Here is a 26,049-nt window from a genome sequence, read left to right as displayed (position 1 = left end):
GGGCGGAGGGGCCGTGCAACGCGGCCCGGCAGAAGGCGGGGCGGACTGGGACCGGTAACGGGAATGGCCGGGGCGGGATCCGGCGCGCCCGGCAGGGTTCGCGAATTCTTAACCAATTCTTAACCACGGTGGGGTGAGGTCGGGACATGCCCCTGCGTCTTTTCCTCTGTCTCGTGTTCCTTGCCGCCTGCGATGCGGCGGGTCCCGGCATGGCGGGCGCCGACCGGCGCGAGGTTTCCGTCGACGGCAGCCAATTCACCGTTCACCGCAAGGGGACGCGAGTGGTGTCCTACCGCACCTCGCGCGAACTGATGCCGTCGCGCGAAGGGGTGCTGATGAAGGCGGCGATGGCCATCGAACGCGCCACCGGCTGCCCCGTCGCGGCCGGCAGCCTGACCGGCGACCAGGGCAAGCAGCGTGCGCGGCTGGACTGCGCAGGGTAAGAGCGGCCGATCGCCCTGATTGGCGGGGGGCGGCTGGCGCCTCGCCCGGCGTCAAGGCTTCGCTTGGCATGGGGCCAGTCGGCACCGCCACCGGCATCACGCGGCATGGCCCCCGGTGCGCGCAGCTTTTCGACAGGGTGCCTGGCCCCAACGGCGCGGGGCGCAGGACAGGTTGGGCCGACAGGTTGACCGCAGGGTCTTGGACAAGGATGGGGCAGGGTGGCGATGTGCCGCCCTGCCCGGGGCGCGCAGAGGGCCCGCCCCTATTTCAGGGGGATCGTGACGGCCGGATACTTGAACTCGTCCTTTTCGGGATTGGTATTGGCGGCATTGACCGCACCGATCACGATGGCCCCCAGCAGGCCGGTGCCCGCGGCCGCATTGCCCCTTTCCCGGGCCGTCACGTTGAACGTGTTGATGGTGGTCGAGCCCGAGCGCCCGTCGGGATGAACGCAGCGGATGAAGAGCGCCGGAGAATTCGGCCCGTAATCGGGCACGTTGACGTTGGCCGGCGTGCGCAGGCTGGCGGTATATAGCCCGGAGTCGAGCGTGCAGGGCACCCCGGTCAGTTCGCCGAAGCCGCCGCCCGCGGTCTTGCCGGTGGTCCGCACGATCAGCGTTTCCTGGCCCCGGAAGCGCGGCACGGGGTTTCCGGCGGCGCGATCACGGGCATAGACATCGATCCCCACCGCGCCGGGCGCCTTCGGCTGGATCGCCACGGGGGGCGTCGTCACCTCGGCCTGCGTGCAGGCGACAACCGTCATCAGGGCGCCGCCAAGGCACAACCATCTCAACATAACACGACCAATCCTTATCCTCTTGATAACAGGAGGATAGCGCGACGGTCGCCGGAGCTGCAACCTTGACGGGTATACAGAGATAGAAGTTTTCTTAAGATTGTTTCATTTTCAGCCTGGCGATCCGATCGGCCGCGGTGTTCGAGCGTGGGGACCAGAGGCCGCGGTCGATGGCTTCGCCCAGCCGCTCGGCGATTTCGGCCAGTGCGGGGGGATTGGCCTCGGCGATGAACGCGCGCGTGTCGTCATCGGCCAGGAACGCGGCTTCGACCATGTCGAAATGGTGGTTCTTCACCGCGCCCGTGGTCGCCGCAAAGGCGAAGAGGTAGTCGACCGTGGCGGCGATCTCGAACGCGCCCTTGTAGCCGTGGCGCTTTACCCCGGCGATCCACTTCGGGTTGACGACGCGGGACCGGACCACGCGCCCGATCTCGTCGTCGAGGCTGCGGATCACAGGGCGCTCGGGGCGGGAATGGTCGTTGTGCCAGACGGGCCGGGTGCGGCCCTGCAGGGCCTCGATCGCCGCCGCGGCACCGCCTTCGAACTGGTAGTAGTCGTCGCTGTCCAGAAGGTCGTGTTCGCGGTTGTCCTGATTCTGCACAACGGCCTCGGCATCGCGGACCCGCGCCTCGAGGCCTGCGCGGTCGCGGACCCCCTGCGCATCGGCGCCGTAGGCATAGCCGCCCCAGTCAAGCCAGGCCTCGCCCAGGTCGGCCCGCGCGGTCCAGAGCCGTTCGTCGATCATCGCCTGCAGCCCCGCACCATAGGCCCCCGGTTTCGATCCGAAGACGCGGGCGCCGGCCCCGCCCTCGGCGCGGGCGCGGGCGGCGGCGGGGTTCTGGTCGGCGGGTTCGTCCAGCGCCTGCACGGCGCGGGCGGCGCTGTCCAGAAGCGCGATCTGCGCCGGGAAAGCATCGCGGAAGAAGCCCGAGATGCGGAAGGTCACGTCGACGCGGGGCCGCCCCAGCACGCCGGCGGGCAGCACCTCGAACCCGGTGACGCGGCGGCTTTGCGCGTCCCAGGTGGGTTTGACGCCCATCAGGGCAAGGCCCTGTGCGATGTCGTCGCCCCCGGTGCGCATGTTGGCGGTGCCCCAGGCCGTCAGCACCAACGCGCGTGGCCAGTCGCCTTCGGTCTGCAGGTGCTTTTCGACGAGCAGGCTGGCCGAACGCCACCCCAGCGCCCATGCGGCGGGGGTCGGCACGGCGCGGCTGTCGACCGAGTAGAAGTTGCGCCCGGTGGGCAGCACGTCGGGACGGCCGCGGCTGGGCGCGCCCGAGGGGCCGGGCGGGATCGCGCGACCGTCGAGAGCGTCCATGAGGCCCGTCATCTCGGCCGGGCCGCAGGCGGCGATGGCCTGCGCGATGGCCGGGGCGGCGGTGTCCATCACCGCGGCGCTGGCGGGGCCCGGGGCGGCGCCTGGTCCCGCGCTGGTCCGGCTGTCCCGCCCCTCCCCGCGTGAAGGAGGTTCCGTGTCCGCGATGAGCGGGGCGACGAGGTCGGCCGCGAAAAGCTCCAGCCGCTCGATCGTGTCGCCCGCGCTGCGCCATGGCGCCTCGGAGACGGCGACCAGCGCCTCGGGGCGCGGCCCGGTCCAGCGCGCGGCCATGTCGGTGTCGAGCGGGTCGAACTTCAGCCCGAAATCCTGCGCCAGCGCGCGCAGGAGCGACACCTCCGCAGCCTCGCGCCCCCGGGGTGCGCGCAGCAGCGCCAGCGCCAGGTCGCGCGCCAGCCGCCCCTCGGGCGCCTGCCCGAAGACGTGCAGCCCGTCGCGGATCTGGGCCTCCTTCAGCTCGCAGAGATAGGCGTCGAGCCGGGCGAGATCGCCCTCGGCATCCGCGCCCGAAAGCCCGATGTCGGCATCCAGCCCCGAGGTCCGCGCCAGCGACAGGATTTCGTCCTTCAGATGCCGGGTGCGGCGCGGATCGACGCCCGCGGCCTCGTAATATTCGTCGCAGAGCGCCTCGAGCTCGGCCATCGCCCCGTGACTTTCGGCCCGGGTCAGCGGCGGCGTCAGGTGGTCGACGATCACCGCCGCCGCGCGCCGCTTGGCCTGCGTGCCTTCGCCGGGGTCGTTGACGATGAAGGGATAGACATGCGGCAGGGGGCCCAGAACGGCCTCGGGGAAACACGTCGCCGACAGCGCCACGCCCTTTCCGGGCAGCCATTCGAGGTTGCCGTGCTTACCCATGTGCACCAGCGCCTGCGCGCCCCAGTGGTCCCGCAGCCAGATGTAGAAGGCGATGTAGTTGTGCGGCGGCACGAGGTCGGGGGAATGGTAGGTCTCGGTCGGGTCGATGTTGTACCCGCGCGCGGGTTGCAGGCCGACGACCGCCTGCCCGAAGCGGTGGATCGACAGGCGGAAGCCCTCGTCCGTCACGAAGGGGTCGGCTTCGGGCGCACCCCAACGATCCTCGACCTGCAGCCGCAGCTCCCACGGAAGCTCGCCGTAATGGGCACGGTAGACCTCCATCGGCAGCAGCTCTCCGCCCTCGCGATCCGCCCGGTCGGTCAGCCAGTTGGTGGGGCCGTCCATCAGCCGCCGCATCAGGGCGTCGGCATCCCGGGGCACGTCCGTCACGCCGTAGCCCGCGCCCGCGAGCGCGTGCAGCGCGCCCACCGTGGTGGCGGGGGTGTCGAGCCCCACGCCATTGGCCAGCCGCCCGTCGCGGTTGGGATAGTTGGCAAGGATCAGCGCCACGCGGCGATCGGCGGCTGGCGTTGCGCGCAGCCGCGCCCAGGCCCCGGCCAGCCGGGACACCCAGTCGATCCGGTCGCCGCGCGCGCGCCACGTGGCCACCGGGCACTGCGTCGCCTCGTCGAAATAGGCCTCGCCCTTGAAGGCTATGGCGCGGGTGACGATGCGGCCGTCGACCTCGGGCAGGGCCACGTTCATCGCGATGTCGCGACCGGTAAGGCCGGCCTTGCCCCCCTCCCACGTCTCCTCGGTCGAGCCCGACATGATCGCCTGCAGCACCGGCGCCCGGTTGGCGGCCGGGCCGGCCAGCGGATTGCCTTGCGCGTGCGGGCCGTCGGGGGTGCCGGTGGCAAAGCTGGTGAGGTTCACGATCACGTCGGGCGGTGCCTGCGTGAAGAGCTGTTCCAGCGTCGCCGCAGACAGCGGATCCTTCAGCGAGGCCACGAAGACGGGCATCGGGTTCAGCCCCGCGCGCAAAAGCGACCGGGTCAGCAGGTTCACCGGGTGCAGTCCCGCGCCCTGCAGAAGCGCGCGGTAGAAGACGACGGGCACCACCGGTGCGCCGGGCGTCCACATGTCCCGCAGCGCGGCCATGTCGGTCTGCCCGGCGCCCGGCCAGTAGAGGCCCGCGCGCAGAAGCGGCCGGGCGGGCGGCGGCGCGTCGCCCCCGTCCAGCATGGTGCGCGCATGGGCCAGCAGGTGGGTCGCGTTCTCGGGGCCGCCCTCGACGAAGTAAGACCACAGCGCATCGTAATCCGCGTCCGAGACGGTGGAGAGGCGGCGCAGCTCTTCGTCGGGCTTGTCGTCGCCGGGCAGGGCGGCGAAGGGCACGCCGGCCTCGTGCAGGCGCGCCGCGAACTGCTCGACCCCGTAGCGCCAGTAGCCCGCGCCGCCGAGGATGCGGGCCACGACCAGCCGCGACCGCGTCGCGCAGGCGTCGAGGTGCATGTCCACCGACATCGGGTGGCGCAAATGCGCGAGGTTGGTCAGCCGCAGTCCCGGCGGCGTCTCCATCGAGGCGCGCGCCTCGGCCAGCTGCGCAAGCTCGGTATCCGCCGCCGACAGGATCACCACGTCGGCGGGCGTCTGGCCGGGGTCGACGGGGTCGGTACCATCGGAAATGGCGCCCGGCGTGGCGGCGATCAGGTGCATCTAGAGGGGAATCCGTTTTTCCAGGAAGGCGTTCGACGGGATGTCCGGATAGCCGCCAAAGGGCGCGGCATCGGTGTATCCCATCGCGCGGTAAAGGCGCATCGCGGCGACCAGCGGCTCGCCGCTTTCGATCTTGACCATGGGCAGACCGCGGCGCCGCGCCTCGGCCTCGAGCGCCTGCATCAGCAGCCGTCCCACCCCGAGGCCCCGCGCGGCGGGGTCGACATAGAGACGCTTAACCTCGCCGTACCCCTCCATCGCCACCAGCGCGACGCAGCCCAGGGCCTGTTCGCCCCGAAAGGCGGCCAGCAGCGTGGCGCCGGGGTGGTCGAGCTCGGCCGCCGTGGTCGAGAATATCTCGTCCGCCGGAAAGAATTCCAGAAGCGCGGACTGGCTGGCCGCGACCAGCCGTTCCGCCAGCGCCGAGCCGGCCGGGATCGGGCGGATCTCGACCGGAGGCGCGTCCGGGGCAGGGGCGCCGTCGGTCATGCCGACAGCGCCGCTTCGATCGCGGCGCGGTCCAGCCCCGCCTCGCCGATCACCACCAGCCGCGCCTGACGGGGCTCGTCGGGCGTCAGGGGGCGGTCGAAATAGGTGTCGATCCGCGGCCCCACGGCCTGCAGCGTCAGCCGCATGGGCTTGCCCGCCACGGCGGCGAAGCCCTTCAGCCGCAGGATGTCATGGGCGCGGATCACCTCGGTCACCTGCTGCGCGAAGGCCTTGGGATCGGAAATCTCGCCCCGCGTCACCACGAAGCTTTCGAACTCGTCGTGATCATGATGATGGTGATCGTCGTCCTCGTCATCGTCGTCATGATGGTGATGATGCACCTCGGCCCGCGCCTCCATGTCGGCCTCGGACCCTACGCCCTGTCCCAGCAGCACCTCGACCGGCAGCGCGCCCATCCGGGCGGGCACGACGCGCACACCCTTGCGCGCCTCGCCGGTCAGGCGGGCGGTCAGGGTCGACAGCTCGGCATCGTCCAGAAGGTCGGTCTTGTTGACGACGATCATGTCGGCGCAGGCGATCTGGTCTTCGAAAAGCTCCGACAGCGGCGTTTCGTGGTCGAGGTTGTCGTCCATCGCCCGCTGCGCGTCGACGGCGGCGGTGTCATGGGCAAAGCGCCCTTCGACCACCGCCTTGCCATCGACCACGGTCACGACGCCGTCGACCGTCACGCGGGTCGAGATCTCAGGCCAGTTGAACGCGCGCACCAGCGGTTGCGGCAGGGCCAGCCCGGAGGTTTCGATGACGATGTGGTCGGGCGCGTCAGGACGGGCCAGCAGCTTTTGCATGGTCGGCACGAAATCCTCGGCCACGGTGCAGCAGATGCAGCCGTTCGAAAGCTCCATGACGTCGTCATCGCTGCAGGTGTCGTCGCCGCAGCCCTTGAGGATGTCGCCATCGACGCCCAGATCGCCGAATTCATTGATGATCAGCGCGATGCGCCGGCCGCCGGCATTGGCCAGCAGGTGGCGTATCAGCGTGGTCTTGCCCGAGCCCAGGAAGCCCGTGACGATGGTGGCGGGGATCTTGGCCATGAGGCGCCTCCGTTATGAAAAAGGGGCGGGCGGCCACGAAGGGCCGCCCGGACGGGTCGTTGCGGGGGCGAACCTCCCGGGGTGGATCAGGCGCCGGCGAAAAGGCGCGGGGTGACGAGCCCGCTGCGCGACAGGCCCCGCATTGCCTTGGCCCCCGCAAGGACGGCGAGGTCGGCCAGGGGTTCGATCGCGACGACCAGCATGTAGGCCGCGCCGAAGGTGGCGACGCCCGACAGCGCCGCGGTACCTTCGCCGTAAAGCGCCCAGAACGCGACCCAGGCCACGACGCCGCCCTGGTAGGTCGTCGACAGGGCCAGCGCCTGCCCGTAGCTGAGATCGACATAGGCCGTCCGCGCGGGGATTACCCGGCGCGCCACGGCGGCGATGCCGAACAGCGGCACCAGAAGCGTGGTGACGTTCATGCCGTATTGCGGCAGATCGAACGGGGCGAAAAGCAGTCCCTGCAGCAAGAGCCCCAATGCGAGGCCCAAGGCGGCAGGTGCTGCGCCCAGCAGCAGGAACAACGTCGAGCCGAAGATCAGGTGCACCTCGGACACGCCGACGGCGACGTGCGGGAAGACTTCGAAGAAGACGAAGACCGCCGCGGTGGCCAGGGCGCCGCGCGCCGCCAGCGACGGCAGCCCGCGCTCGGCGAGAGCATCCGCGCAAAGCTTCAGCGAATAGGCGCCCGCGCCGGCGGCGGTGACGTAGGAGAGCGCGAGTTTCGCGCCGGTGACGACGCCGGGTTCGATATGCATGAGAACCGTCCTTCTAGGCCGTCATCCCCGACGACCGGTTGCAAGGCCGCCGGGACCTCTGCCCGACGGTGCATGGCGGTCTCCTGGCTTGCGGGTCAGGGCGGTCCGCCGCCTTCCCGGGGCTGGCCCCAGTGGCATCTTGGCGAACCGCTCACCGCTTACAGTCGCGGGGGCGGCTGCGGCGTCGGACCCCGGCATGGGTCATCCTCACCGCATTCCCGTTTGGCCCCCTCCCCGCTTTGCGGGAGGCGAGGGGGCACCATGCCCGCCGTTTCTGCGCCCGGCCATGCCCGCGCGTCAAGAAATTTGCGCAAGCGGGGCGGTGTGCCCGCGGGACGGCGACATCGAGGGTGCGGGGGAGCCCCGCTCCGGCCTAGTCGAAGATGCCGGCTACGCGGCCCAGCAGCATGAAGGCGCGGGCGGTGCGGGTGTCGGTCAGGGCCGCGATCTCGGAATCGGTCGCCTCGGGTTCGAAGGCGGCAAAGGCATGATCGAACTTGCGCAGGAAGTGGTGCGCGGTGTCGCGAAAGATCGTGTCGGCGCGCATCCGGTCGGCGCTGGCGGCCAGCGCCTCGCGGTCGCGGATCCCGCCCAGGGCCCCGATGGCGCGCCCGCGTTCGCCCTGCGCGAAGCGTCGCCACAGCTCGGGGCGGGCGCGGTCGGGCGGCAGGTCGTCCATGTAGACGCCATCCTGGCTGAGCAGCGTCAGCACGTCCTGCGCGGCCTGGATCAACTGCGCCGCCTGCCGGTCGGCCAGGGCACGGCGCAGCGCGCGAAAGCCTTCGCGATCCTCGGGCGTCTCGGGGAATTGCAGCGCGGCGATGAAATCCGCGCGCGCCAGCGGCTGGGCCTCGCCCTCGGCGTCGAGCGCGAGGCGCGGCTGCGCCTCGGGCGGGGCGCTGCGCGGGGCCGCCTGGGCCGGGCGGGGCTGCTGCGGCGCGGGCCGGACCGAGGCAAAGGAGGCAATGGCCGATTCTGTCTTTTTCGCGCTGGCCGCGATGTCGGCAAGCTTCGCCTCAAGCGCGGGGGGCACGGTAAAGACGGGGGTGGGCGCAGGCCCCGCGCCGGGGGCGCCCACCGTCGCGGCCAGCGTTTCGATCCGCTCCGACAGGCGGGCGGTCTCTTCGCGCACGACGCGGGCGGCCTGCGCCGCCATGACGGCGGCGAAGATCAGCGCGACCGGGGCGAAGACCACGAGGATCGTCACCACGACGCGCAGGGGATCGGCCCCCTCTTCGGGGCCGGGAACACCCATGAACATGAAGAAGATCGCCATCAGCAAAAGCCACAGAACCGACAGGCCCAGTGACAGCAGCTCGGCGGCGCCGAAGCGCGCGTCGCGCGTCGCAAAGCCGAAACCGCCGAGCCCGCGGCCCAACGACATCCTGTCTAGCAGCCCCCCGGCGGCGCCCGAAAGCCCGCCCCCCGAGCCGCCCCGCGAAAACCCGCCGAGCGCCGGGCCCGCCGGGTGCGACCGCGCACCGGGAGGGGCCGCGAAGCGGGCATCGCCGGGATCCGCGAAGGCGCCATCATCGACGAAGCCGTCATCTTCGCCCCTGTCGCCGGCGAAACCGTCGGCGCCGTCATCGGGCCAATGCCCGGTGTCCCCGTCGCCCATGGCATGGCCGTCGCCGGTACGCCCGACCTCTGCGTGATCGGACGCGGGGGCACGCCGGTCGGCGCCTGCGACCGGCGGCACGCGGTCCTCTGCGGTATCGGTCATGGCGGCCTCGGTCATGGCAGAACGCCTCCGGCCCCGAGGGGCGAGAGGCGCGTGGCTTGGGGTCTTTCGGACGGGCGCCCCGGCGGGTCCGCGCGGCTCAGATATAGGCGATCTTGAGCACTTCGTAGCTTTTCTCGCCGCCGGGAGTGCGCACCTCGACGGTGTCGCCCTCTTCCTTGCCGATCAGCGACCGGGCCAGGGGCGACCGCAGGTTCAGCCGGCCGTTTTCGATATCGGCCTCGGGCTCGCCCACGATCTGGTAGGTCTTTTCCTCGTCGGTGTCTTCGTCGACCAGCGTGACCGTGGCGCCGAACTTGATCGGGCCCGACATCTTGGCAGGGTCGATGACCTCGGCCAGCGACAGGATGCCCTCAAGCTCCTTGATGCGGCCCTCGATGAAGGACTGCTTTTCGCGGGCCGAGTGGTACTCCGCGTTTTCCGACAGGTCGCCATGCTCACGCGCTTCGGCGATGGCGCGGATGATCGCCGGCCGTTCGACCGACTTCAGCGTCTTCAGCTCGTCGCTGAGCGCGGTCTGTCCGGCGCGGGTCAGGGGAATTTTATCCATAAAAGCCGTCTCGTTCGGAGCAATATTGCAACATTGGGGTGTTAACTCATGCCGCGGACCTCAAAGTCAATAGTATCCCCGGCAGTGATGATTCAGCGTTTCGTCGAAATGGAGATATCCCGGGAAGACAACAGCGGCGTTCGGCTGTTCCTGACGCTGGTTGCGCTGTATTGTGCCGGGGGTGCGATCTTCGTTGTCGCGGTCCGCGACGGGGCCCCGGGCCTGCTGCGGCAACTGGCCCTGTCGGTGCCCGAGGTCATGACCTACTTTCTCGTGCAGGGGTGGTGGGTGGCGCCGGTGATCCTGCTGTTGATCCTGCTGCCGTCGGTCGCCATGTCCTGGTCGCGCGTGCTGGCGCGCCTGCCCGGGGCCGTTGCCATGCTGGCCGGGTGCGCGGCCTTCTTCCTGACCTTCAGCCTGGTCAAGCAGTCGCTGCCGCTGGCCGTGCCGTTCTGGGCCGATGCCGTTCTGGCGGACCTCGACCGCGCCCTGCACTTTGGCCATCCGCCGTGGAGCTGGACGCATGCGGCGCTGGCCGGTCTGCCGACCGCGCCGATGGTCTTTACCTACTCCACGCTGTGGCTGGTGCCGGCGATGTATTTTCCGGTGCTGCTGGGTCTTCTCGACGGCGATCCGTGGCGGCGGCGGCGCTATATCCTGCTGTATCTCTTTGCCTGGGTGGGCCTTGGCAACCTTGTCGCCGGGGCTGTCATGTCGGCCGGGCCGGTCTTTTACGACAAGCTGCTGACGGGCGACCGCTTTGCCGGGCTTTCGGACGGAGTGCGCGCCCTCAGCCGGGACGCGGGCGGGATCGGCGGGCTGCAGGAGGCGCTGTGGCAAAGCTACGCGGCGGGGGCGCCGTCGCTCGGCGGCGGCATCTCGGCCTTTCCCAGCGTGCATCTCGCCATGGCGACGGTCGTGGGGCTGTACCTGGCCGAGCGGATGCCGCGCCTGCTTTGGCCCGCGCTGGCGCTGATCGCGTGGTACCAGGTGCTGTCGGTGCACCTGGGCTGGCACTACGCGGTCGATGGCTATGCCTCGATCCTGGCGGTGGCCGCGCTGTGCGCGTGGCTCTGGCGGCGCGACCTGCGGCGCGGCCGGATCGCGGCGGGCGGGCCGGGGCCCCTGCGGGTGCGGCAGGGCGTGCCTGCGGAACCCGCGACCGGGCGTCTCGATTGACCCCCGGGGCGGGGTTTTCTAACGATGGGGAAAGCCAGCGTCCGAAGGGCGCGATGCCAATCACGGGGGAGTGTGCCAAGTGGCCGAGACGACACGCGAATCGATGGACTATGACGTCGTCATCGTCGGAGGCGGCCCGGCGGGCCTGTCCGCCGCGATCCGGCTGAAGCAGCTCGACCCCGATCTCGATGTCGTCCTGCTGGAAAAGGGATCGGAAATCGGCGCGCACATCCTGTCGGGTGCGGTGCTGGACCCCTGCGGGCTGGATGCCCTGATCCCCGACTGGCGCGACCGCGGCGCGCCGATCACCGTGCCGGTCCGGCAGGACAAGTTCTACCTGCTGGGCGAAGGCGGTGGCGTGACCGTGCCGCACTGGCCGATGCCGCCGCTGATGAAGAACCACGGCAACTACATCGTCTCGATGGGGCAGGTCTGCCGCTGGATGGCCGAACAGGCCGAGGCGCTGGGCGTCGAGATATTCCCCGGCATGTCGTGCTCCGAGCTGGTCCGCGGTGAGGACGGGCGCATCGCGGGCGTCGTCGCGGGCGAGTTCGGGCGCGCCGCCGACGGCACGCCCGGCCCCTCCTACGAACCGGGGATGGAGCTGCGGGGCAAGTACGTGTTCCTTGCCGAAGGCGTTCGCGGATCGCTGTCCAAGCAGGTGATCGCCGAATTCGACCTCTCCGAGGGCCGCGAGCCGCAGAAATACGGCCTGGGCATGAAGGAGATCTGGGAGGTGCGCCCCGAGAACCACCAGGAGGGCCGCGTGGTGCACACCATGGGCTGGCCTCTGGGCAAGGAAGCGGGCGGCGGGTCGTTCATCTACCATGCCGAGAACAACCAGGTGTACCTGGGCTTCGTGGTGCACCTGAACTACGCCAACCCGCACCTTTACCCCTACATGGAGTTCCAGCGGTTCAAGCATCACCCGATGCTGGCGCAGCTGCTGGAGGGCGGCAAGCGCATCAGCTACGGCGCGCGCGCCATCTCGGAAGGCGGCTGGCAGTCGATGCCCCGCGCGGTCTTCCCCGGCGGGGCGCTTCTGGGCTGTTCCGTCGGCCTCGTGAACGTGCCGCGGATCAAGGGCAACCACAACGCGATGCTGTCGGGCAAGGCCGCCGCCGAAGCCGCGCATGCCGCGTTGTCCGAGGGGCGGTCGGGCGACGTGCTGGACGGCTACGACACCGAACTGCGCGAAGGGCCCGTGGGCCGCGACTTGAAGCGCGTGCGCAACGTCAAGCCGATGTGGTCGAAATACGGGCTGTCGGCGTCGATGGCGCTGGGCGGCTTCGACATGTGGACGAACAGCCTGTTCGGCGGATCCGTCTTCGGCACCCAGAGCCACGGCAAGACGGACGCCGCGGCGACTGGCAAGGCCGCCGACCACACGCCCATCGCCTACCCCAAGCCCGACGGCAAGCTCAGCTTCGACCGGCTGACCAATGTCAGCTTCTCGGCCACGAACCACGACGAAAGCCAGCCGCCGCACCTGAAGCTCAAGGACCCCGAGGTGCCGGTGAAGGTGGATCTGGCGCAATACGCCGGGCCCTCGTCGCGCTACTGCCCCGCGGGCGTCTACGAATTCGTCGAGGAAGAGGGCAAGGAGCCGCGCTTCGTCATCAACTTCCAGAACTGCGTGCACTGCAAGACCTGCGACATCAAGGATCCGCCACAGAACATCGTCTGGACGGTGCCGCAGGGGGGCGACGGGCCAAACTACTCGAACATGTAGGGCCAGAGCGCCCGGGGGCGGGATCGGGGCCGGTGTGCACCGATCCTCAACCAAATGTCATGACACCATGGGGGCAGGGCCGCGTTGCGCCGTCGCGGGGTGCGGGATAGGATTCCGAACGCTGCACCGATCGGTCGGCAGGGGGACCGCGATGCCGCCCGCCGTCCGCGTCGACTGCCAGCCCCAAAGGGGCCCCTGCCCGAAAGGCCCGATCTGAGAGGCCCGACCCGAAAGGCCCGACCCGAAAGGAACGCCGATGCTTCGTCTTTCGTCCCTGCGCTCTGCCGCCCGCACCTCGACGGCCGGTGGCGCCGTGGCCCGGACCGGTCCGGTCCGCAAGGGTCTGGCCCGCGCCTGTTTGGCCCGCGCCGGTTTGGTCCGCACCGGTTTGGTTCGCGCCTGTTTCGGTCGTGCCGGTCTGGTGTGCGCCGCGCTGGGCAGCGCCGCCCTCCCGGTCGCGGCCGAAACGGATGCCGGCGCCTACCTCGCCGCGCGGCACGCCGCAGCCTACAGCGACTACGGGCAGGCGATCGAGTTCTTCGCCCGCGCGATGGCCGAGGATCCCGGCAACGTGAACCTGCTCGACACCGCGATCATCTCGCACATCGCGGCAGGCAACATCCCCGGCGCGGTCGAGCTGTCGCAGCGGCTGATGCAGACCGGCGCCCGCAGCGAGGTGGCAAGCCTCGTGCTGTTGGGCGAAGCCGCGCAAGAGGGGCGCTGGCAGGACGCTCTGGACGGTCTCGATGCGGGGCTTTCGGTCAGCGCGCTCTTCGACGACCTGATGCGCGGCTGGGCCCTGATCGGCGCCGACGAACCCGGCGCGGCGATGGACACCTTCGATGCCATCGCGACGCGCGAGGGGGTCGAACCCTTCGGGCTTTATCACAAGGCGCTGGCGCTGGCCGCGGACGGCGATTTCGCGGCGGCCGACGACATCCTGTCGGACGAGGATCGGGGCGGGCTGCGGCTGACCCGGCGGGGCGTGGTGGCCCATGCCCAGATCCTCAGCCAGCTTGACCGCAACGCCGATGCGCTGGCGCTGATCGACGAATATTTCGGCGGCTCTCCCGACGACGCGATCGAGGCGGTGATCGACCGGCTCGCCGCGGGCGAAACGCTTGAGTTCGACATCGTTCGCCAGCCTTCGGACGGGGTGGCCGAGATCTATCACACCATCGCCAACGCCCTGTCGGGCAGCGACGCCGAGCAGACCTACACCATCCTCTACTCCCGGATGACCGCCTACCTGCGCCCGGGCCATACCGAGGCGATCCTGCTGACCGCCGCCCTGCTGGAAAGCCTTGAACGTTACGACCTGGCGATCGAGGTGCTGCGCCGCATCCCCCGCGACGATCCCGCCTTTGCCGCCGCCGAGCTGGGCCGGGCCGAGGCGTTGCGCGCCTCGGGCAAGGTCGATGCCGCGGTCGAGGTGATGCGCCAACTGACTGAACTGGACCCCGGCAACCCGATGATCGAGGTGACGCTGGGCGATACCCTGCGCGCCGAGGAACGGTTCGACGAGGCCGCGCAGGCCTATGATCGCGCCATTGCCAGCTTCGACGAACCCGAAGAGGGACAGTGGATCGTCTATTTCGCCCGCGGCATCGCCCGCGAACGAACCGAACGCTGGGGGCAGGCCGAGGCCGATTTCCGCAAGGCGCTGGAGCTGCGGCCGGGTCAGCCGCAGGTGCTGAATTACCTCGGCTATTCCTATGTCGAAAAGGGCGAGCAGCTGGACGAGGCGCTTGATATGATCGAGCAGGCCGTCGCCGCACGTCCCGATTCCGGTCACATCACGGACTCGCTCGGCTGGGCCTTCTACCGGCTGGGCCGCTACGACGAGGCCGTCGCCCCGATGGAGCGGGCGGTCGAGCTGATGCCGATCGACCCGGTGGTGAACGACCATCTTGGCGACGTCTACTGGGCCGTTGGCCGAACGCTCGAGGCCGAGTTCCAGTGGCGCCGCGCGCTGTCCTTCGTCGACAATACCGAATCTGGCGAGGTCGATGCCGACCGCATCCGACGCAAGCTCGACGTCGGGTTGGACGCGGTGCTGCGCGAAGAGGGCGGCGCCCCGCTATCGGTCGCCAATGGGGGCTGAGGGCCGATCAAGGCCGGGGCCGACGGGGGCCCGGGCCCGATGAAGGCCGCGGCATCGGCGCCTGCCAAGGTCAACCTTGCGCTGCACGTCACCGGGCGGCGCGACGACGGCTACCACCTGCTCGACTCGCTCGTGGTCTTTGCCGACGTGGGCGACCGCGTCACGGTCGAACCCGCCCCGGATTGGGGGCTGACGGTCACTGGTCCGCGGTCCGCGGGGGTGCCCACGGGCGACGACAACCTCGTGCTGCGGGCGGCGCGGCTGGCGGGCGGCGCGCCCGCGCGGATCACGCTGGACAAGCATCTGCCTGCCGCGGGCGGGATCGGCGGTGGGTCGTCGGATGCCGCCGCAACCCTGCGGGCGCTGGCCGCGCTCGACGGTCGTGCCTTGCCCGACGTGCTTCCGCTGGGGGCCGACCTGCCGGTCTGCCTGCCCGCCGCGCCCGCCCGGATGTCGGGTATCGGCGAGGTTCTTTCGCCGGTGCCGCCGTTGCCGCCGCTGCATCTGGTTCTGGTCACGCCGGACGTCGCGGTGCCGACGGGCCCCGTCTTTGCCGGGCTCGCCCGACGCGACAACGCGCCCCTGCCGCGGGATTTTCCGGCATGGCGGGACGCTGCTGAGATGGCGCAATGGCTTGCCGTGCAGCGCAACGATCTTGAGGATCCCGCCCGCGCCACCGCCCCCGCCATCGGCGTGGCGCTGGCCCGGATCGCCGCGACCGAGGGGTGCCTGCTGGCGCGCATGTCGGGGTCGGGCGGGACCTGTTTCGGGATCTTCGACAGCCGCCCCGCCGCCGATGCCGCGGCCGCATCCCTTCGCGCCGCGCATGGGCAATGGTGGGTCGCCGCCGCCGGCCTGATCCCCCCCGAATCCGCCGCGGCGCGCCGTCTCTGACGGCCCGGGCCCGCGGCCGTCACCCTCTGTGCCGCAGGGGGCGAGGCCGGGCAGGGCACAGATCTGTCGGGACAAGCGGGCAGGGCACGAACCAGCCGGATCTTATAGGGTGACCTCATGAGGGCCCGAACATGGCCGGCCACGGCGGCGCGGGGGATCGCTTGCTGGATCGACGCGGATCAGATCGGATCACGGCGGGGCACGGCGCCGCGGGCGCCTTGGTCTGAGGCCCCGAGGCGCCCTGCCCCGGGCTGCGCGGCACCAGCGAGACGGATGCCCGTCAGGCGATGCCCGTCAGGCGATGCGCGAAACGACGTAGTCCGCCAGATCAGACAGCATGTCGTTGAACGGGCCATCGGGCAGCGTGGCCAGCGCCGCGCGTGCCTGCGCGGCCCAGTCCAGCGCCTCCTGCCGCACGGCCCCGAGCGCACCGTGCTGGTCGAGCAGGTCGCGCGCCGTCTCCAGGTCGCCGTCGCGCTGGTCGCCCGCCTCGATCACCCGGGACCAGAAGGCGCGCTCTTCGCCCTCGGCGGCGGCGACGGCATGGATCACCGGCAGCGTCATCTTCCGCTCGCGGAAATCGTCGCCCACGTTCTTGCCCGTCTCGGCCCCGCCCATCCAGTCCAGCAGGTCGTCGGCCATCTGGAACGCGATCCCCAGCGCATCGCCGTACTCGCGCAGCGCCGCGACCTGTTCGGGCGCGGCCCCGGAAATCAGCGCGCCCGATTCCGTCGCCGCCGAGAACAGCGCCGCCGTCTTGCCGCGCACGATCTTGAGATAGGTGTCGCGTCCGGTGGCAAGGTTGCGCGCCGCGGTCAGCTGCAGCACCTCGCCCTCGGCGATGGTCGCCGCGGCGTTCGACAGGATGCCCAGCACCTCGAGCGATCCGGGCTCGACCATCAGCTGGAAGGCGCGGGCGAAGAGGTAATCGCCCACCAGCACGCTCGACGTGTTGTCCCACAGAAGGTTCGCCGTGGGCCGGCCGCGCCGCTGATCGCTTTCGTCGACGACGTCGTCGTGCAGCAGGGTCGCGGTATGGATGAACTCGACCGTCGCCGCCAGGTGCACGTGATAGGGCCCGTCGTAGCCGAACAGGCGCGCGGCGGCGAGGGTCAGCATCGGGCGGATGCGCTTGCCTCCGGCCTCGATCAGGTGGGCCGCGATATCGTCGATGCGGGGCGCGTGCTCGGACACCATGCGCGCCCGGATCAGGGTCGTCACATCGGCCAGATCCCCGGCGAGGGCGGCGGCAAGTCTCTCGTGCGGTTTCGCGATCACCTGGTCCATCGATCCTCGTCCCTCGGGGGCCTTGTGCCTCGACGCTCGACAAGAGCCGCCGCGCGTCGTTTACATGGCGTCGACATGATCGAACTCATCCGCACCAACGACCCGACCCTCATCGCTTTCGCCAAGGTCCTTCTTGAGGGGGAGGGTATAAGATGCTTCGAGATGGACGTCCATATGAGCGCCCTCGAAGGCTCGGTGGGCATTCTGCCGCGGCGCCTGATGGTGCCCCGGCCCGATGCACACCTCGCCCGGGCGATCCTGCGCGACAACGACATCGAACCGTCCGAGCGGCCATGACGCGGAAGACCATCTGCCGTGACGCCGGAACCGGGGCCCGCCGCGACGCCGCCCGACCCGCCACGGCAGAGGCGCCTGCCGCGCCGCTGGCTGATCCCTGTGTCGATCCCTTTGCCGATGCGCCCGCCGATGGGCCCGACGATCCGCAGGCCCCCCACCCGGCCGGGCCCGAAACGCATGACGCCTTTCTGGGCGGACGGCTGCACCTGTTGCAGCCTGCGCGCGGCTATCGGGCTGGGGTGGACCCCGTCCTGCTGGCCGCCGCCGTTCCCGCCCGGGCGGGGCAGAGCGTTCTGGACCTGGGCTGCGGCGTCGGGGCGGCCGCGCTGTGCCTGGGCGTGCGGGTGCCGGGGCTGACGCTATTCGGCATCGAACGCCAGCCGCTCTACGCGGATCTTGCCCGCCGCAACGGAGCTGCCGCGGGGCAGGCGTTCGAGGTGGCAACTGGCGATCTGCGCGCGATGCCCGACAGCCTGCGGCAGCGCCGCTACGACCATGTCATCGCCAATCCGCCCTACTACCTTGCCCGCACCCCCACCGCGCGGTCGCCCGACGCGGGGCGCGAGGCGGCGCTGGGCGAGGAGACGCCGCTGTCGGAATGGATGGCCGTGGCGGGGCGGCGGGTGGCGCCGCGCGGCTGCCTGAGCGTGATTATCCCGGCCGCCCGCCTGCGCGACCTGCTGGCCGCGCTGCCGGGGCACCTGGGTTCGGTTTCGGTCCTTCCCCTCGCGGCGCGCGAAGGGCGCGAGGCCAAGCTGGTGATTCTACGCGCGTGGCAGGCCGGGCGGGCGGGGCTGCGCCTGCATGCGCCGCTGATCCTGCATCCCGGCGACCGGCACCTACGTGATCGTGAAGACTATCGCCCGGAAATCCGGGCAGTGTTGCGCGATGCGTCGCCGATCCCCTGGCCGGATTAGCAAAATGTCTCTTATTCGAAGGAATCGGGCAACGAAACGGTGACACGGGGCGGCCTTTGTGGTGCAATCTTTCATACAGCCATCATAGAGGAGGCCGACGATGTCCCTGACTTCGCATATTTCCGAGCTGCGGAAGAAGCACCAGACCTTGTCCGCCCGCGTCGAGGCCGAACAGAGAAACCCCGGCTCCGATGCGCTTCAACTCAGTCACCTGAAGAAGCAAAAATTGCTTCTGAAGGAACAGATCGAGCGGTTGAGCCCACACTAGGCGCAACCGGACCGCGCCGAGCGGGCCACCATCCATGATGATCTTCCGGCGGGGCGGTCGCGATCGCCCCCCGTGCCGCCCGGTCGCCGTGACCCGACCGAGGCCGCAAAAGGACAGGAGGCCGGCGACCCGGATGTCGCCGGCACCAGGCAAGACGGCGAGCAATCCTAGGTCCAGCCAGCCGTTTTGCATCCGTTGACCCCGCATGTGACCCGGGTGACTTGCGTCGCCCGCGGCCTGTCGATGCCAGATCCGCGCCAGCGGAGTTTCCTGGGGCGGACGATTCTGTTCCGAAATATCCTGAGCCGGACCAACCGGTTTCGGCCCTGATCCTCCGCACGGCCCGGGGCCTCTGGACCTGTCACCGCTCTATCTGGGGTTCGCCAGGGCCGCGGAAACGTCTCAACTGGCAGCCCCGCGCCGATCCGGCCCGTGTTGATGTGGCCCGTGTTGATCCGGGCGGTGTCGATCCGGCCCGTGTTGATGGCTCACATGCTGAGCGATCATGCGCAGGTCGGGGGGCAGTGCGGAGCTTGAGGCCCCGACCGCAAGACCGTCGGGCAGGCGTCAAATCCGTCAGGTCACGCCCCCTCGCGCGCGCCGGAGGTGCCCAGCCACGCGCGTCCGTCGCGCTGGCCCAGGGCCCAGGTCCGTTCGATCTTCTCGGGATCGGAAAAATCGATCTTGTCCGCCGGCGCTTCCTCGGACGGTTCGACGAAGGTGCAGCCCGGTCCGTGCGGCAGGGTCTTGTAATGCCGCGTCAGCAGGATCAGCGTCTCGCCGTGGTTGGGATCGGGCAGGGGAACCTGGCTGGTCATGCCGCCGTCGATCACCGCCCGTCCCTCCCATGTCGGCAGGTCGAAGATCGGGGGGATCGTCGCCGCCGCGATGACCAGGTCGGCCAGTTGCCTTTGCCGCGCCGCCGCGCGGGCGTCGATCAGGCTGCTGTCGACCCCGGCCAGCCCGGTCCAGCCGAACCGCGGGGCCGAACGCAGGTGCAGCTCGGCCTCGTAGACGAAGGCGGCGAGCGTGCCGCCCAAACGGGGCGGAATGACCTTCGGCGGATGGCCCAGCAGGATCTGGAAGGCGGGGCCGTCGGCGATGCGCGCCTGCGCGGCCTCGTCCAGAACCTCCTCGACCACCTTGCGATAGATCCGCTGGTGCGGGGTCAGGCCATCCCCCTCCTGCGTGTGCAGCGGCGAGTTGCCGTCCTGATGCGAAAACGCCCGGGCCATGGCGCGCAGAAGATCGCGATCGCGCCCGCCCAAAAAGCACGCAGCCGACAGGGCTCCGCCCGACACGCCGGTGACGCGGTCGGGGCGCAGACGGCGGTCGGCTGTGATCTCCTCGACAAAGCCGCCCTGCCAGAAACAGCGCAGCCCGCCGCCCGAAAACACCACCTGCTCGTAGGGCCAGTCGGGGGCGCGCGTGCCGGGGGACTGCGGCGCCGTCATGCGCCGCAGATCGCGATGTCGGGACGCCGCAAGCCTCAGCGCTCCACGCAGAGGGCGACGCCCATGCCGCCACCGATGCACAGCGTGGCAAGCCCGCGCTTGGCGCCGCGGCGCTTCATCTCGAACAGCAGGGTGTTGAGCACGCGGCATCCCGAGGCGCCGATGGGGTGGCCGATGGCGATCGCACCGCCGTTGACGTTCACGATCTCGGGGTCCCAGCCCATCTCCTTGTTGACCGCGCAGGCCTGCGCGGCAAAGGCCTCGTTCGCCTCGACAAGGTCGAGATCCTGCGCCGTCCAGCCGGCCTTTTCCAGTGCGCGGCGGCTGGCGTGGATCGGCCCCACGCCCATGATCGCGGGGTCGAGGCCCGCGGTCGCGTAGCTGACGATGCGGGCCAGCGGCTCGATCCCGCGCCGCTCGGCTTCGTCCGCGGACATCAAAAGGGTGGCGGCCGCGCCGTCGTTGATGCCGCTGGCGTTGCCCGCGGTCACGCTGCCGTCCTTGGCGAAGGCCGGGCGCAGCTTCTGCATCGCCTCGATATTGGCGCCGTGGCGGATGTACTCGTCATCCTCGACCACGGTGTCGCCCCTGCGGCCCTTGACGGTGAAGGCCGCGATCTCGTCCTTGAACTTGCCGGCCTTCTGCGCCGCCTCGGCCTTGTTCTGGCTGGCGACGGCGAATTCGTCCTGGGTGTCGCGGCTGATCTGCCATTTCTCGGCGACGTTCTCGGCCGTGTTGCCCATGTGGTAGCCGTTGAAGGCGTCCCAGAGACCGTCCTTGATCATCGTGTCGACCAGCTTGATGTCGCCCATCTTCTGGCCGTTGCGCAGGGTCTGGCAATGCGGCGCCATCGACATGTTTTCCTGCCCGCCGGCCGCGATGATCGCGGCATCGCCCAGCTGGATGTGCTGGGCGCCCAGCGCGACCGCGCGCAGGCCCGAGCCGCAGACCTGGTTGATGCCCCAGGCGGCCGAGGTTTCGGGCAGCCCGGCCAGGATATGCGCCTGCCGCGCCGGGTTCTGGCCCTGACCGGCGGTCAGGACCTGGCCCAGGATGGTTTCGCTGACCTCGGCCTTGTCGATGCCGGCACGGGCGACGACGGCCTCCAGCACGGCGGCGCCCAGTTCGTGCGCGGGCGTTGCGGCGAAGGCGCCGTTGAAGCTGCCCACCGCGGTGCGCGCGGCGGAGGCGATCACAACATTCGTCATCAGGTATCCTCTCCCTCTCGTTCAAGCCGAGTGGCGGAGAGTTTCCCCGCCGTACCCTGAAAGACGTAGGGCCCGGCGCGGGACAGCACAACACCGTGTTGCGTCAGCTGTGCGGTCGCGCCGGTTCGGGCACCGGCCGGACCGGGCTGAGGGGGCCGCCCCGCCCGGGCCCCGGGTGGGGGCCGAACCGGTTGCCGACGCGCGCGGGCACGACGATGGATCCCGGCACGGCGATCGGTTGGGTGGCGCCCGCTGGCTGTGTGTCGGTCTCCCACCGGGGGCGGATCGTGGGGGCGCCGTAATAGTAGCCCTGCAGGCAGTCGACGCCCGCCATGTCCAGCCATCGCGCGTCGTCGCCCGATTGCACCTTGCTGGCGATCGAGATCATGTCGAAATGTCGCGCGATCGCGGTCATCGACTGCACCACCGCCTGGTTTTCGGGGCTGCGGACGATACCGCGGACGAAGCTGCCGTCGATCTTGAGGATATCGAACCACATCGACTTGAGATGATGGAACGCCATCGCGCCGGCGCCGAAATCGTCCAGCGCGAAGGAGACACCGCGCGCCTGCAGATCGCAGATGAAGACCTGCACGATGTCGGGCATCAGCATGGCCGAGCTTTCGCTGATCTCGAGGATCAGCCGGTCGCCGATCCCGGGATGCGCGTCCAGCCCCTGGTTCAGCATGCGTTGCCACGCCGGATAGCCGATCGAGCGGGCCGACATGTTGACCGAGAGCCGCAGCCCGGGACGGTCGCGCAGCGTGGCAAGCCCGGCTTCAAGCGCGAGGCAGTCCATCCGGCGGCCCAGTTCCGTCATCTCGATGCTGCCGATGAAGTCGCGTGCCGGAATGATGCGGCCATTATCGTCCAGGATGCGGATCAGACCTTCGAAAAAGGCCGGGCGGTCTTCGCGCCCCGCGGGCACGACGGGCTGGTAGGCCAGCATCACGTTGCGGTCGCGCACCGCCCGGTCGACCAGGGCTATGACATCGCGGTCGCGGCTGCGCAGTGCATGGTTCAGGGGGCTTTGCGGCCTGCGCGGGGACGGGGCGGGCATGACCTCGTCCGGCAGCCTCGCGCGGATCTGCGCGGACCCGTGCGGCGCGGCCTCGGGGTGCGGGGTCGTCGGGGTCTGTCGCATCGCGTGTCCTCCACCTCTGCCGGCAAGGAAATGCCAGATTCGCCTTCAGGATTGATGAACGCCGGGCCGGGCCGACGCGAAGTGGGGCGCGTACCAGGGCCTCCGGGGGGTCGCCGCGGGGGACGTGTCCGCGCTAAGGCTGGCGCCGCGCGACGCGCAGGCCACGGCAGGAAGGGGTGACGCTATGACCGAGGGGCGATGCGACTGGTGCGGGACCGATCCGCTTTACGTCGCCTATCACGACACCGAATGGGGCGTGCCCGAAACCGACAGCCGCGCGCTGTGGGAAAAGCTGGTGCTTGACGGGTTCCAGGCCGGGCTGTCGTGGATCACCATCCTGCGCAAGCGCGACAATTTCCGCGCCGCCTTCGACGGGTTCGACCCCGAGCGCGTCGCGCAGTGGGGGGAGGCCGAGGTGCTGCGCTGTCTGGCCGATCCCGGCATCGTGCGCCACCGCGGCAAGATCGAGGCGACAATCGGCAATGCCCGCGCGTGGTGCGAGATCGAGGCGCGCGAGGGCTTCGCGGACTACCTGTGGCGCTACGTGGACGGACGTCCCCTGCAGCCGCGCTATGCCACCCAGGCCGAGGTGCCGCCCGCCACCGACCTGTCGCGGCAGATATCCAAGGACCTCCGGCGCGACGGCTTCCGGTTCTGCGGTCCGACCATCGTCTATGCCTTCATGGAGGCGGTGGGCATGGCGAACGACCACCTCGTCACCTGCCCCCGCCACGCCCCGGTCGAGGCCATGGGCCGCGCCATGGGCTGAGGTCCGGGGCCGGCACCGCGCCGGAACAGGGCCGGGACCACGCCGGAATGGGGCCGGGCTGGTACGGGGCAGGCGCGCTGCGCCGCGGTCAGTCCTCGTCGGCGCCGCGGTCGTCCCGGTCAGAGGACGGCGCGGCGTCGTTCGCGCCCGTTCCATTGCTTTTTCCCGTGCCCGTGCCCGTGCCCGTGTCGGTGCCCGTGCTCGTACCTGTGGTAGTGGTCGTTGCGTCGCCCGTTTCGGGCGCGTCCTTGCCGTCCGTTTCGTCCGCCGCCACGGACGCGTCCTCATCCTCGCCCGTCTCTTCGGCGCCACTCTCCCCGTCGCCGATCAGGGCGGCGATCAGGGCACGGGCGTCTTCTCCGGCCCAGTCGGCATCGCCCTGCAGGCGTCCGATCTCTTCGCCCTCGGGGTTGACGAGGATGCTGATGGGCAGGCCCAGGACCGACATGTCCCGCGCCAACTCCTGCCGCGGGTCCAGCAGGATCGGCAGGCTTTCGACATCTTCCTCGGAAAAGAACTTCTGGATCCCCGGCAGCGCGTTGCGCCCCGTGGCGATGGTGACGACCTCGAACGCGTCGCCGCCCAGATCCTCGTTCAGCGCGTCGAGCGCCGGCATCTCGTGGCGGCAGGGCGCGCACCACGTGGCCCAGAAGTTCACAAGGACATGCTTGCCGGCATAGTCGCCAAGCGTGTGCTCGCCCTCGTCCGGGTCGGTGAAGGTCACGTCGGAGACGGGCTTTGGCGTGTCGTGCAGGTTCATCTTGGCCATGTCGCCCGTGCGCAGCGCCTCAAGCTCGGGCGAGGCGGCGAGGGCCGCGTTTGCACCGGCCAGAAGGCCCGTGTAGAGGAAGGCGGATCCGACGAGTTTCAGCATATTCCGGGGGCGCTCCATGACCGATCAAACCTCGAACGCGATGTGGGGCGGACGCTTCGCGGCCGGCCCGGACGAAATCATGGAGGCGATCAACGCCTCGATCGGCTACGACCGGCGGCTGGCCGCCCAGGACATCGCGGGATCGCGTGCCCATGCCGCCATGTTGGGCGCCACGGGCATTGTCGACCCTACCGAGGCCGAGGCGATCCGGGAAGGTCTTCTCACGGTGTTGTCAGAGATCGAGGACGGATCCTTCGTCTTCTCGACCGCGCTCGAGGACATCCACATGAATGTCGAGGCGCGGCTGAAGGACCTGATCGGTCCCGTTGCCGGGCGCCTGCACACCGCGCGGTCGCGCAACGACCAGGTGGCGACGGATTTCCGCCTGTGGGTCCGCGACCAGATCGATGCCGCGATGACCGGGCTCGAGGCGCTGCAATTCGCGCTGATCGAACAGGCCGAGGCGGGGGCCGAGTGGGTGATGCCGGGATTCACCCACCTGCAGACCGCGCAGCCCGTCACCTGGGGCCACCACATGATGGCCTATGTCGAGATGTTCGGCCGCGACGCCTCGCGCTTTCGCGATGCCCGCGCGCGGATGAACGAAAGCCCGCTCGGTGCCGCTGCGCTGGCGGGCACCGGCTTTCCGATCGACCGCGAGATGACGGCCGAGGCGCTGGGCTTCGACCGCCCCTGCGCCAACTCGCTCGACGCCGTGTCCGACCGCGACTTCGCGCTCGAGTTCTTGTCGGCGGCGTCGATCACCGCGGTGCACCTGTCGCGGCTGGCCGAAGAGCTGGTGATCTGGTCCTCGGCGCAGTTCCGCTTCGTCAGTCTGTCGGACCGCTGGTCGACGGGGTCGTCGATCATGCCGCAGAAGCGCAATCCCGACGCGGCCGAGCTGCTGCGGGCCAAGCTGGGCCGCATCCTGGGCGCGACGGTGGGGCTGTTCACGGTGATGAAGGGCCTGCCCTTGGCCTATTCCAAGGACATGCAGGAAGACAAGGAGCAGGTCTTCGACGCGGCCGACAGCCTGATGCTGGCGCTGGCGGCGATGACCGGCATGGTGGGCGACATGACCGCCAACCGCGATGCGCTGCGCGGGGCCGCCGCGTCGGGGTTCTCCACGGCGACGGACCTGGCCGACTGGCTGGTGCGCGAGGCGGGCCTGCCCTTCCGCGAGGCGCATCATGCCACAGGCGCGCTGGTCGCAAAGGCCGAGGCGAAGGGCTGCGATCTGCCCGACCTGACGCTGGAAGAGATGCAGGAGGTCAATCCCGCGATCACCGAGGGTGTGTTCGACGTGCTGACGGTCGAGGCCTCGGTCGCCAGCCGCAGCTGCTACGGCGGTACCGCGCCCGAGCAGGTGAAGCGGCAGGCCGCCGGCTGGCGCGCCCGCCTGTCGCGGGGCTGACGGGACTGCCAGGGCTGCCGGGGTTGCGGCACCCGGCGCTGGCCCGGCCGGGGCGGCGGTCTTGCGTCGGGCTCTCCGGAACGGCCGCCTGACACGCGGCATCAAGGCAGCTGTTGCGTCGCGCGCCTCATGCCCGGGCGACGGGGTCGTCGGGACCACGGGATATGAGACTCAGAGCCGTTCGGCGCCGACGCCCGTGCAGGTTGGCCAACGATGCCGGTTGCGATGCCGCACGGCCCGGCTGGGCGTCGCGCGCGCCGTTCGCGAGCTGGGTTTTCGCCGTTTGCAAAAGGCGTCGGGGCTGCCGTGTCTGCCCTGACCTTCTAGGACCGACGGCGAGGCCGAATTCCCCCTGTCACCATGGCGCGGCGGTGTGGGCGGGATGAATGTGCGTCTGCACGAAGGCGAATCGCAAACCCTCGCTCTGACTCCGGCGGGTCAGAAGCCCGGCGGATGGCGGAGATATGCGCGGACCGGCATCGCGTCTCAGAAGTCGATGGCGATGCCCTTCTTTTCCCAGTCGCCGTAGCGCACGGGCTCGGGGCCGTCGCGGCCGCCCAGCTCGGGGGCGAGGTGCAGGCCCTCGGACCGGGCCCGGCGCGCCTCGGCCTCGGCCAGCGCCCGCTGTGCCGCGGGGGGCAGGTCATCGCGGGTGTCGCGCGCCGCGGTATCTGCCTCTGCCCCGGCCTGCTGGCGGGCGTCGGCGGCGGCCTTGGCGGGCGGTTGGGCGGGGGTCGGATGGTCGGCCATGGCGGGGCTCCTTGTTCCGGGGCGCGTCAGGTTGATATATGGCCGCACCCGGCGGCGGGCAACCGCGCCGCCCCATCA

General features: G+C 70.2%; 23 protein-coding genes and 1 riboswitch. Of the genes, 10 read left to right on the top strand and 13 right to left on the bottom strand.

Annotated elements, in window-relative coordinates; all coding sequences use genetic code 11:
* Positions 1–146 precede the first annotated feature (146 nt).
* Positions 147–443 carry a hypothetical protein gene (locus EKE94_RS10020; RefSeq protein WP_127906475.1) on the top strand — a complete coding sequence of 99 codons (297 nt, stop codon included), beginning with the start codon at positions 147–149 and terminating at the stop codon, positions 441–443.
* A 263-nt stretch (positions 444–706) separates the two neighbouring features.
* Here the strand turns inward: EKE94_RS10020 and EKE94_RS10015 are convergent, their stop codons facing one another.
* The 7 genes from EKE94_RS10015 to greA all read right to left on the bottom strand — a co-directional run bounded on the left by EKE94_RS10015 (position 707) and on the right by greA (position 9,680).
* Positions 707–1,240 carry a hypothetical protein gene (locus EKE94_RS10015; RefSeq protein WP_127906474.1) on the bottom strand — a complete coding sequence of 178 codons (534 nt, stop codon included), beginning with the start codon at positions 1,238–1,240 and terminating at the stop codon, positions 707–709.
* Positions 1,241–1,334: 94 nt separating this feature from the next.
* Positions 1,335–5,090, bottom strand: a complete 3,756-nt coding sequence (gene cobN / locus EKE94_RS10010) for a cobaltochelatase subunit CobN (RefSeq protein ID WP_127906473.1) — start codon at positions 5,088–5,090, stop codon at positions 1,335–1,337.
* A complete protein-coding gene (locus EKE94_RS10005; RefSeq protein ID WP_127906472.1) occupies positions 5,091–5,579 on the bottom strand; it encodes a GNAT family N-acetyltransferase in 489 nt (162 codons plus the stop codon).
* Positions 5,576–6,631: a cobalamin biosynthesis protein CobW gene (gene cobW, locus EKE94_RS10000; protein WP_127906471.1), complete on the bottom strand. Its 1,056-nt coding sequence runs from the start codon at positions 6,629–6,631 to the stop codon at positions 5,576–5,578. The genes EKE94_RS10005 and cobW overlap by 4 nt, the downstream gene beginning before the upstream one ends.
* An 86-nt stretch (positions 6,632–6,717) precedes the next feature.
* Complete coding sequence (locus EKE94_RS09995) at positions 6,718–7,389, bottom strand: energy-coupling factor ABC transporter permease (RefSeq protein WP_127906470.1); 672 nt, start codon at positions 7,387–7,389, stop codon at positions 6,718–6,720.
* 57 nt (positions 7,390–7,446) lie between these two features.
* A riboswitch (cobalamin riboswitch) is annotated at positions 7,447–7,667 on the bottom strand.
* 95 nt (positions 7,668–7,762) lie between these two features.
* Positions 7,763–9,112, bottom strand: coding sequence for a hypothetical protein (locus tag EKE94_RS09990; protein WP_235855974.1), 1,350 nt, complete (start codon positions 9,110–9,112; stop codon positions 7,763–7,765).
* Between the two features lie 97 nt (positions 9,113–9,209).
* Positions 9,210–9,680 (bottom strand): transcription elongation factor GreA, encoded by a 471-nt coding sequence (gene greA / locus EKE94_RS09985; protein WP_127906469.1) that lies wholly within the window; start codon positions 9,678–9,680, stop codon positions 9,210–9,212.
* 87 nt (positions 9,681–9,767) lie between these two features.
* Between greA and EKE94_RS09980 the strand changes: the two genes are divergently transcribed.
* The 4 genes from EKE94_RS09980 to EKE94_RS09965 all read left to right on the top strand — a co-directional run bounded on the left by EKE94_RS09980 (position 9,768) and on the right by EKE94_RS09965 (position 15,589).
* Positions 9,768–10,859, top strand: a complete 1,092-nt coding sequence (locus tag EKE94_RS09980; RefSeq protein WP_127906468.1) for a phosphatase PAP2 family protein — start codon at positions 9,768–9,770, stop codon at positions 10,857–10,859.
* Between the two features lie 79 nt (positions 10,860–10,938).
* Positions 10,939–12,591 (top strand): electron transfer flavoprotein-ubiquinone oxidoreductase, encoded by a 1,653-nt coding sequence (locus EKE94_RS09975; RefSeq protein WP_127906467.1) that lies wholly within the window; start codon positions 10,939–10,941, stop codon positions 12,589–12,591.
* A 256-nt stretch (positions 12,592–12,847) separates the two neighbouring features.
* A complete protein-coding gene (locus EKE94_RS09970) occupies positions 12,848–14,695 on the top strand; it encodes a tetratricopeptide repeat protein (protein WP_127906466.1) in 1,848 nt (615 codons plus the stop codon).
* Positions 14,696–14,734: 39 nt separating this feature from the next.
* Positions 14,735–15,589 carry a 4-(cytidine 5'-diphospho)-2-C-methyl-D-erythritol kinase gene (locus EKE94_RS09965; protein ID WP_127906465.1) on the top strand — a complete coding sequence of 285 codons (855 nt, stop codon included), beginning with the start codon at positions 14,735–14,737 and terminating at the stop codon, positions 15,587–15,589.
* A gap of 294 nt (positions 15,590–15,883) precedes the next feature.
* Here the strand turns inward: EKE94_RS09965 and EKE94_RS09960 are convergent, their stop codons facing one another.
* The gene (locus tag EKE94_RS09960; RefSeq protein WP_127906464.1) at positions 15,884–16,876 is read right to left on the bottom strand and encodes a polyprenyl synthetase family protein; all 993 of its coding nucleotides are present in this window, start codon (positions 16,874–16,876) and stop codon (positions 15,884–15,886) included.
* 75 nt (positions 16,877–16,951) lie between these two features.
* Between EKE94_RS09960 and EKE94_RS09955 the strand changes: the two genes are divergently transcribed.
* The 3 genes from EKE94_RS09955 to EKE94_RS09945 all read left to right on the top strand — a co-directional run bounded on the left by EKE94_RS09955 (position 16,952) and on the right by EKE94_RS09945 (position 18,358).
* Positions 16,952–17,173 carry a putative signal transducing protein gene (locus EKE94_RS09955; protein WP_127906463.1) on the top strand — a complete coding sequence of 74 codons (222 nt, stop codon included), beginning with the start codon at positions 16,952–16,954 and terminating at the stop codon, positions 17,171–17,173.
* On the top strand, positions 17,170–18,090 hold the full coding sequence (locus EKE94_RS09950) for a tRNA1(Val) (adenine(37)-N6)-methyltransferase (protein ID WP_127906462.1): 921 nt from the start codon (positions 17,170–17,172) through the stop codon (positions 18,088–18,090). Before EKE94_RS09955 ends, EKE94_RS09950 begins: the two co-directional genes overlap by 4 nt.
* 100 nt (positions 18,091–18,190) lie before the next feature.
* Positions 18,191–18,358 (top strand): YdcH family protein, encoded by a 168-nt coding sequence (locus EKE94_RS09945; protein WP_127906461.1) that lies wholly within the window; start codon positions 18,191–18,193, stop codon positions 18,356–18,358.
* A 581-nt stretch (positions 18,359–18,939) separates the two neighbouring features.
* Here the strand turns inward: EKE94_RS09945 and EKE94_RS09940 are convergent.
* From EKE94_RS09940 to EKE94_RS09930, 3 genes are all read right to left on the bottom strand, one after another.
* Complete coding sequence (locus tag EKE94_RS09940) at positions 18,940–19,812, bottom strand: patatin-like phospholipase family protein (RefSeq protein WP_127906460.1); 873 nt, start codon at positions 19,810–19,812, stop codon at positions 18,940–18,942.
* Between the two features lie 35 nt (positions 19,813–19,847).
* A complete protein-coding gene (locus EKE94_RS09935) occupies positions 19,848–21,020 on the bottom strand; it encodes an acetyl-CoA C-acetyltransferase (RefSeq protein ID WP_127906459.1) in 1,173 nt (390 codons plus the stop codon).
* Positions 21,021–21,123: 103 nt separating this feature from the next.
* Complete coding sequence (locus tag EKE94_RS09930) at positions 21,124–22,164, bottom strand: EAL domain-containing protein (protein WP_235855973.1); 1,041 nt, start codon at positions 22,162–22,164, stop codon at positions 21,124–21,126.
* A 184-nt stretch (positions 22,165–22,348) separates the two neighbouring features.
* On the opposite strand from EKE94_RS09930, the gene EKE94_RS09925 reads away from it, so the two are divergent.
* Positions 22,349–22,933, top strand: a complete 585-nt coding sequence (locus EKE94_RS09925) for a DNA-3-methyladenine glycosylase I (protein ID WP_127906458.1) — start codon at positions 22,349–22,351, stop codon at positions 22,931–22,933.
* An 88-nt stretch (positions 22,934–23,021) separates the two neighbouring features.
* On the opposite strand, the gene EKE94_RS09920 is transcribed toward EKE94_RS09925, so the two are convergent.
* Positions 23,022–23,807 (bottom strand): TlpA family protein disulfide reductase, encoded by a 786-nt coding sequence (locus EKE94_RS09920; protein WP_206615056.1) that lies wholly within the window; start codon positions 23,805–23,807, stop codon positions 23,022–23,024.
* A 16-nt stretch (positions 23,808–23,823) separates the two neighbouring features.
* Between EKE94_RS09920 and argH the strand changes: the two genes are divergently transcribed.
* Positions 23,824–25,221, top strand: a complete 1,398-nt coding sequence (gene argH / locus EKE94_RS09915; RefSeq protein ID WP_127906457.1) for an argininosuccinate lyase — start codon at positions 23,824–23,826, stop codon at positions 25,219–25,221.
* A gap of 486 nt (positions 25,222–25,707) precedes the next feature.
* Here argH and EKE94_RS18900 read toward each other — a convergent pair whose 3' ends face one another.
* On the bottom strand, positions 25,708–25,863 hold the full coding sequence (locus tag EKE94_RS18900) for a DUF1674 domain-containing protein (RefSeq protein WP_235856006.1): 156 nt from the start codon (positions 25,861–25,863) through the stop codon (positions 25,708–25,710).
* Positions 25,864–26,049 lie beyond the last annotated feature (186 nt).

Origin of the sequence: Mesobaculum littorinae (assembly GCF_004011175.1) — a bacterium.
Taxonomy (GTDB): Bacteria; Pseudomonadota; Alphaproteobacteria; order Rhodobacterales; family Rhodobacteraceae; genus Tranquillimonas; species Tranquillimonas littorinae.
This window is presented reverse-complemented; position numbering and strand designations above follow the sequence as displayed.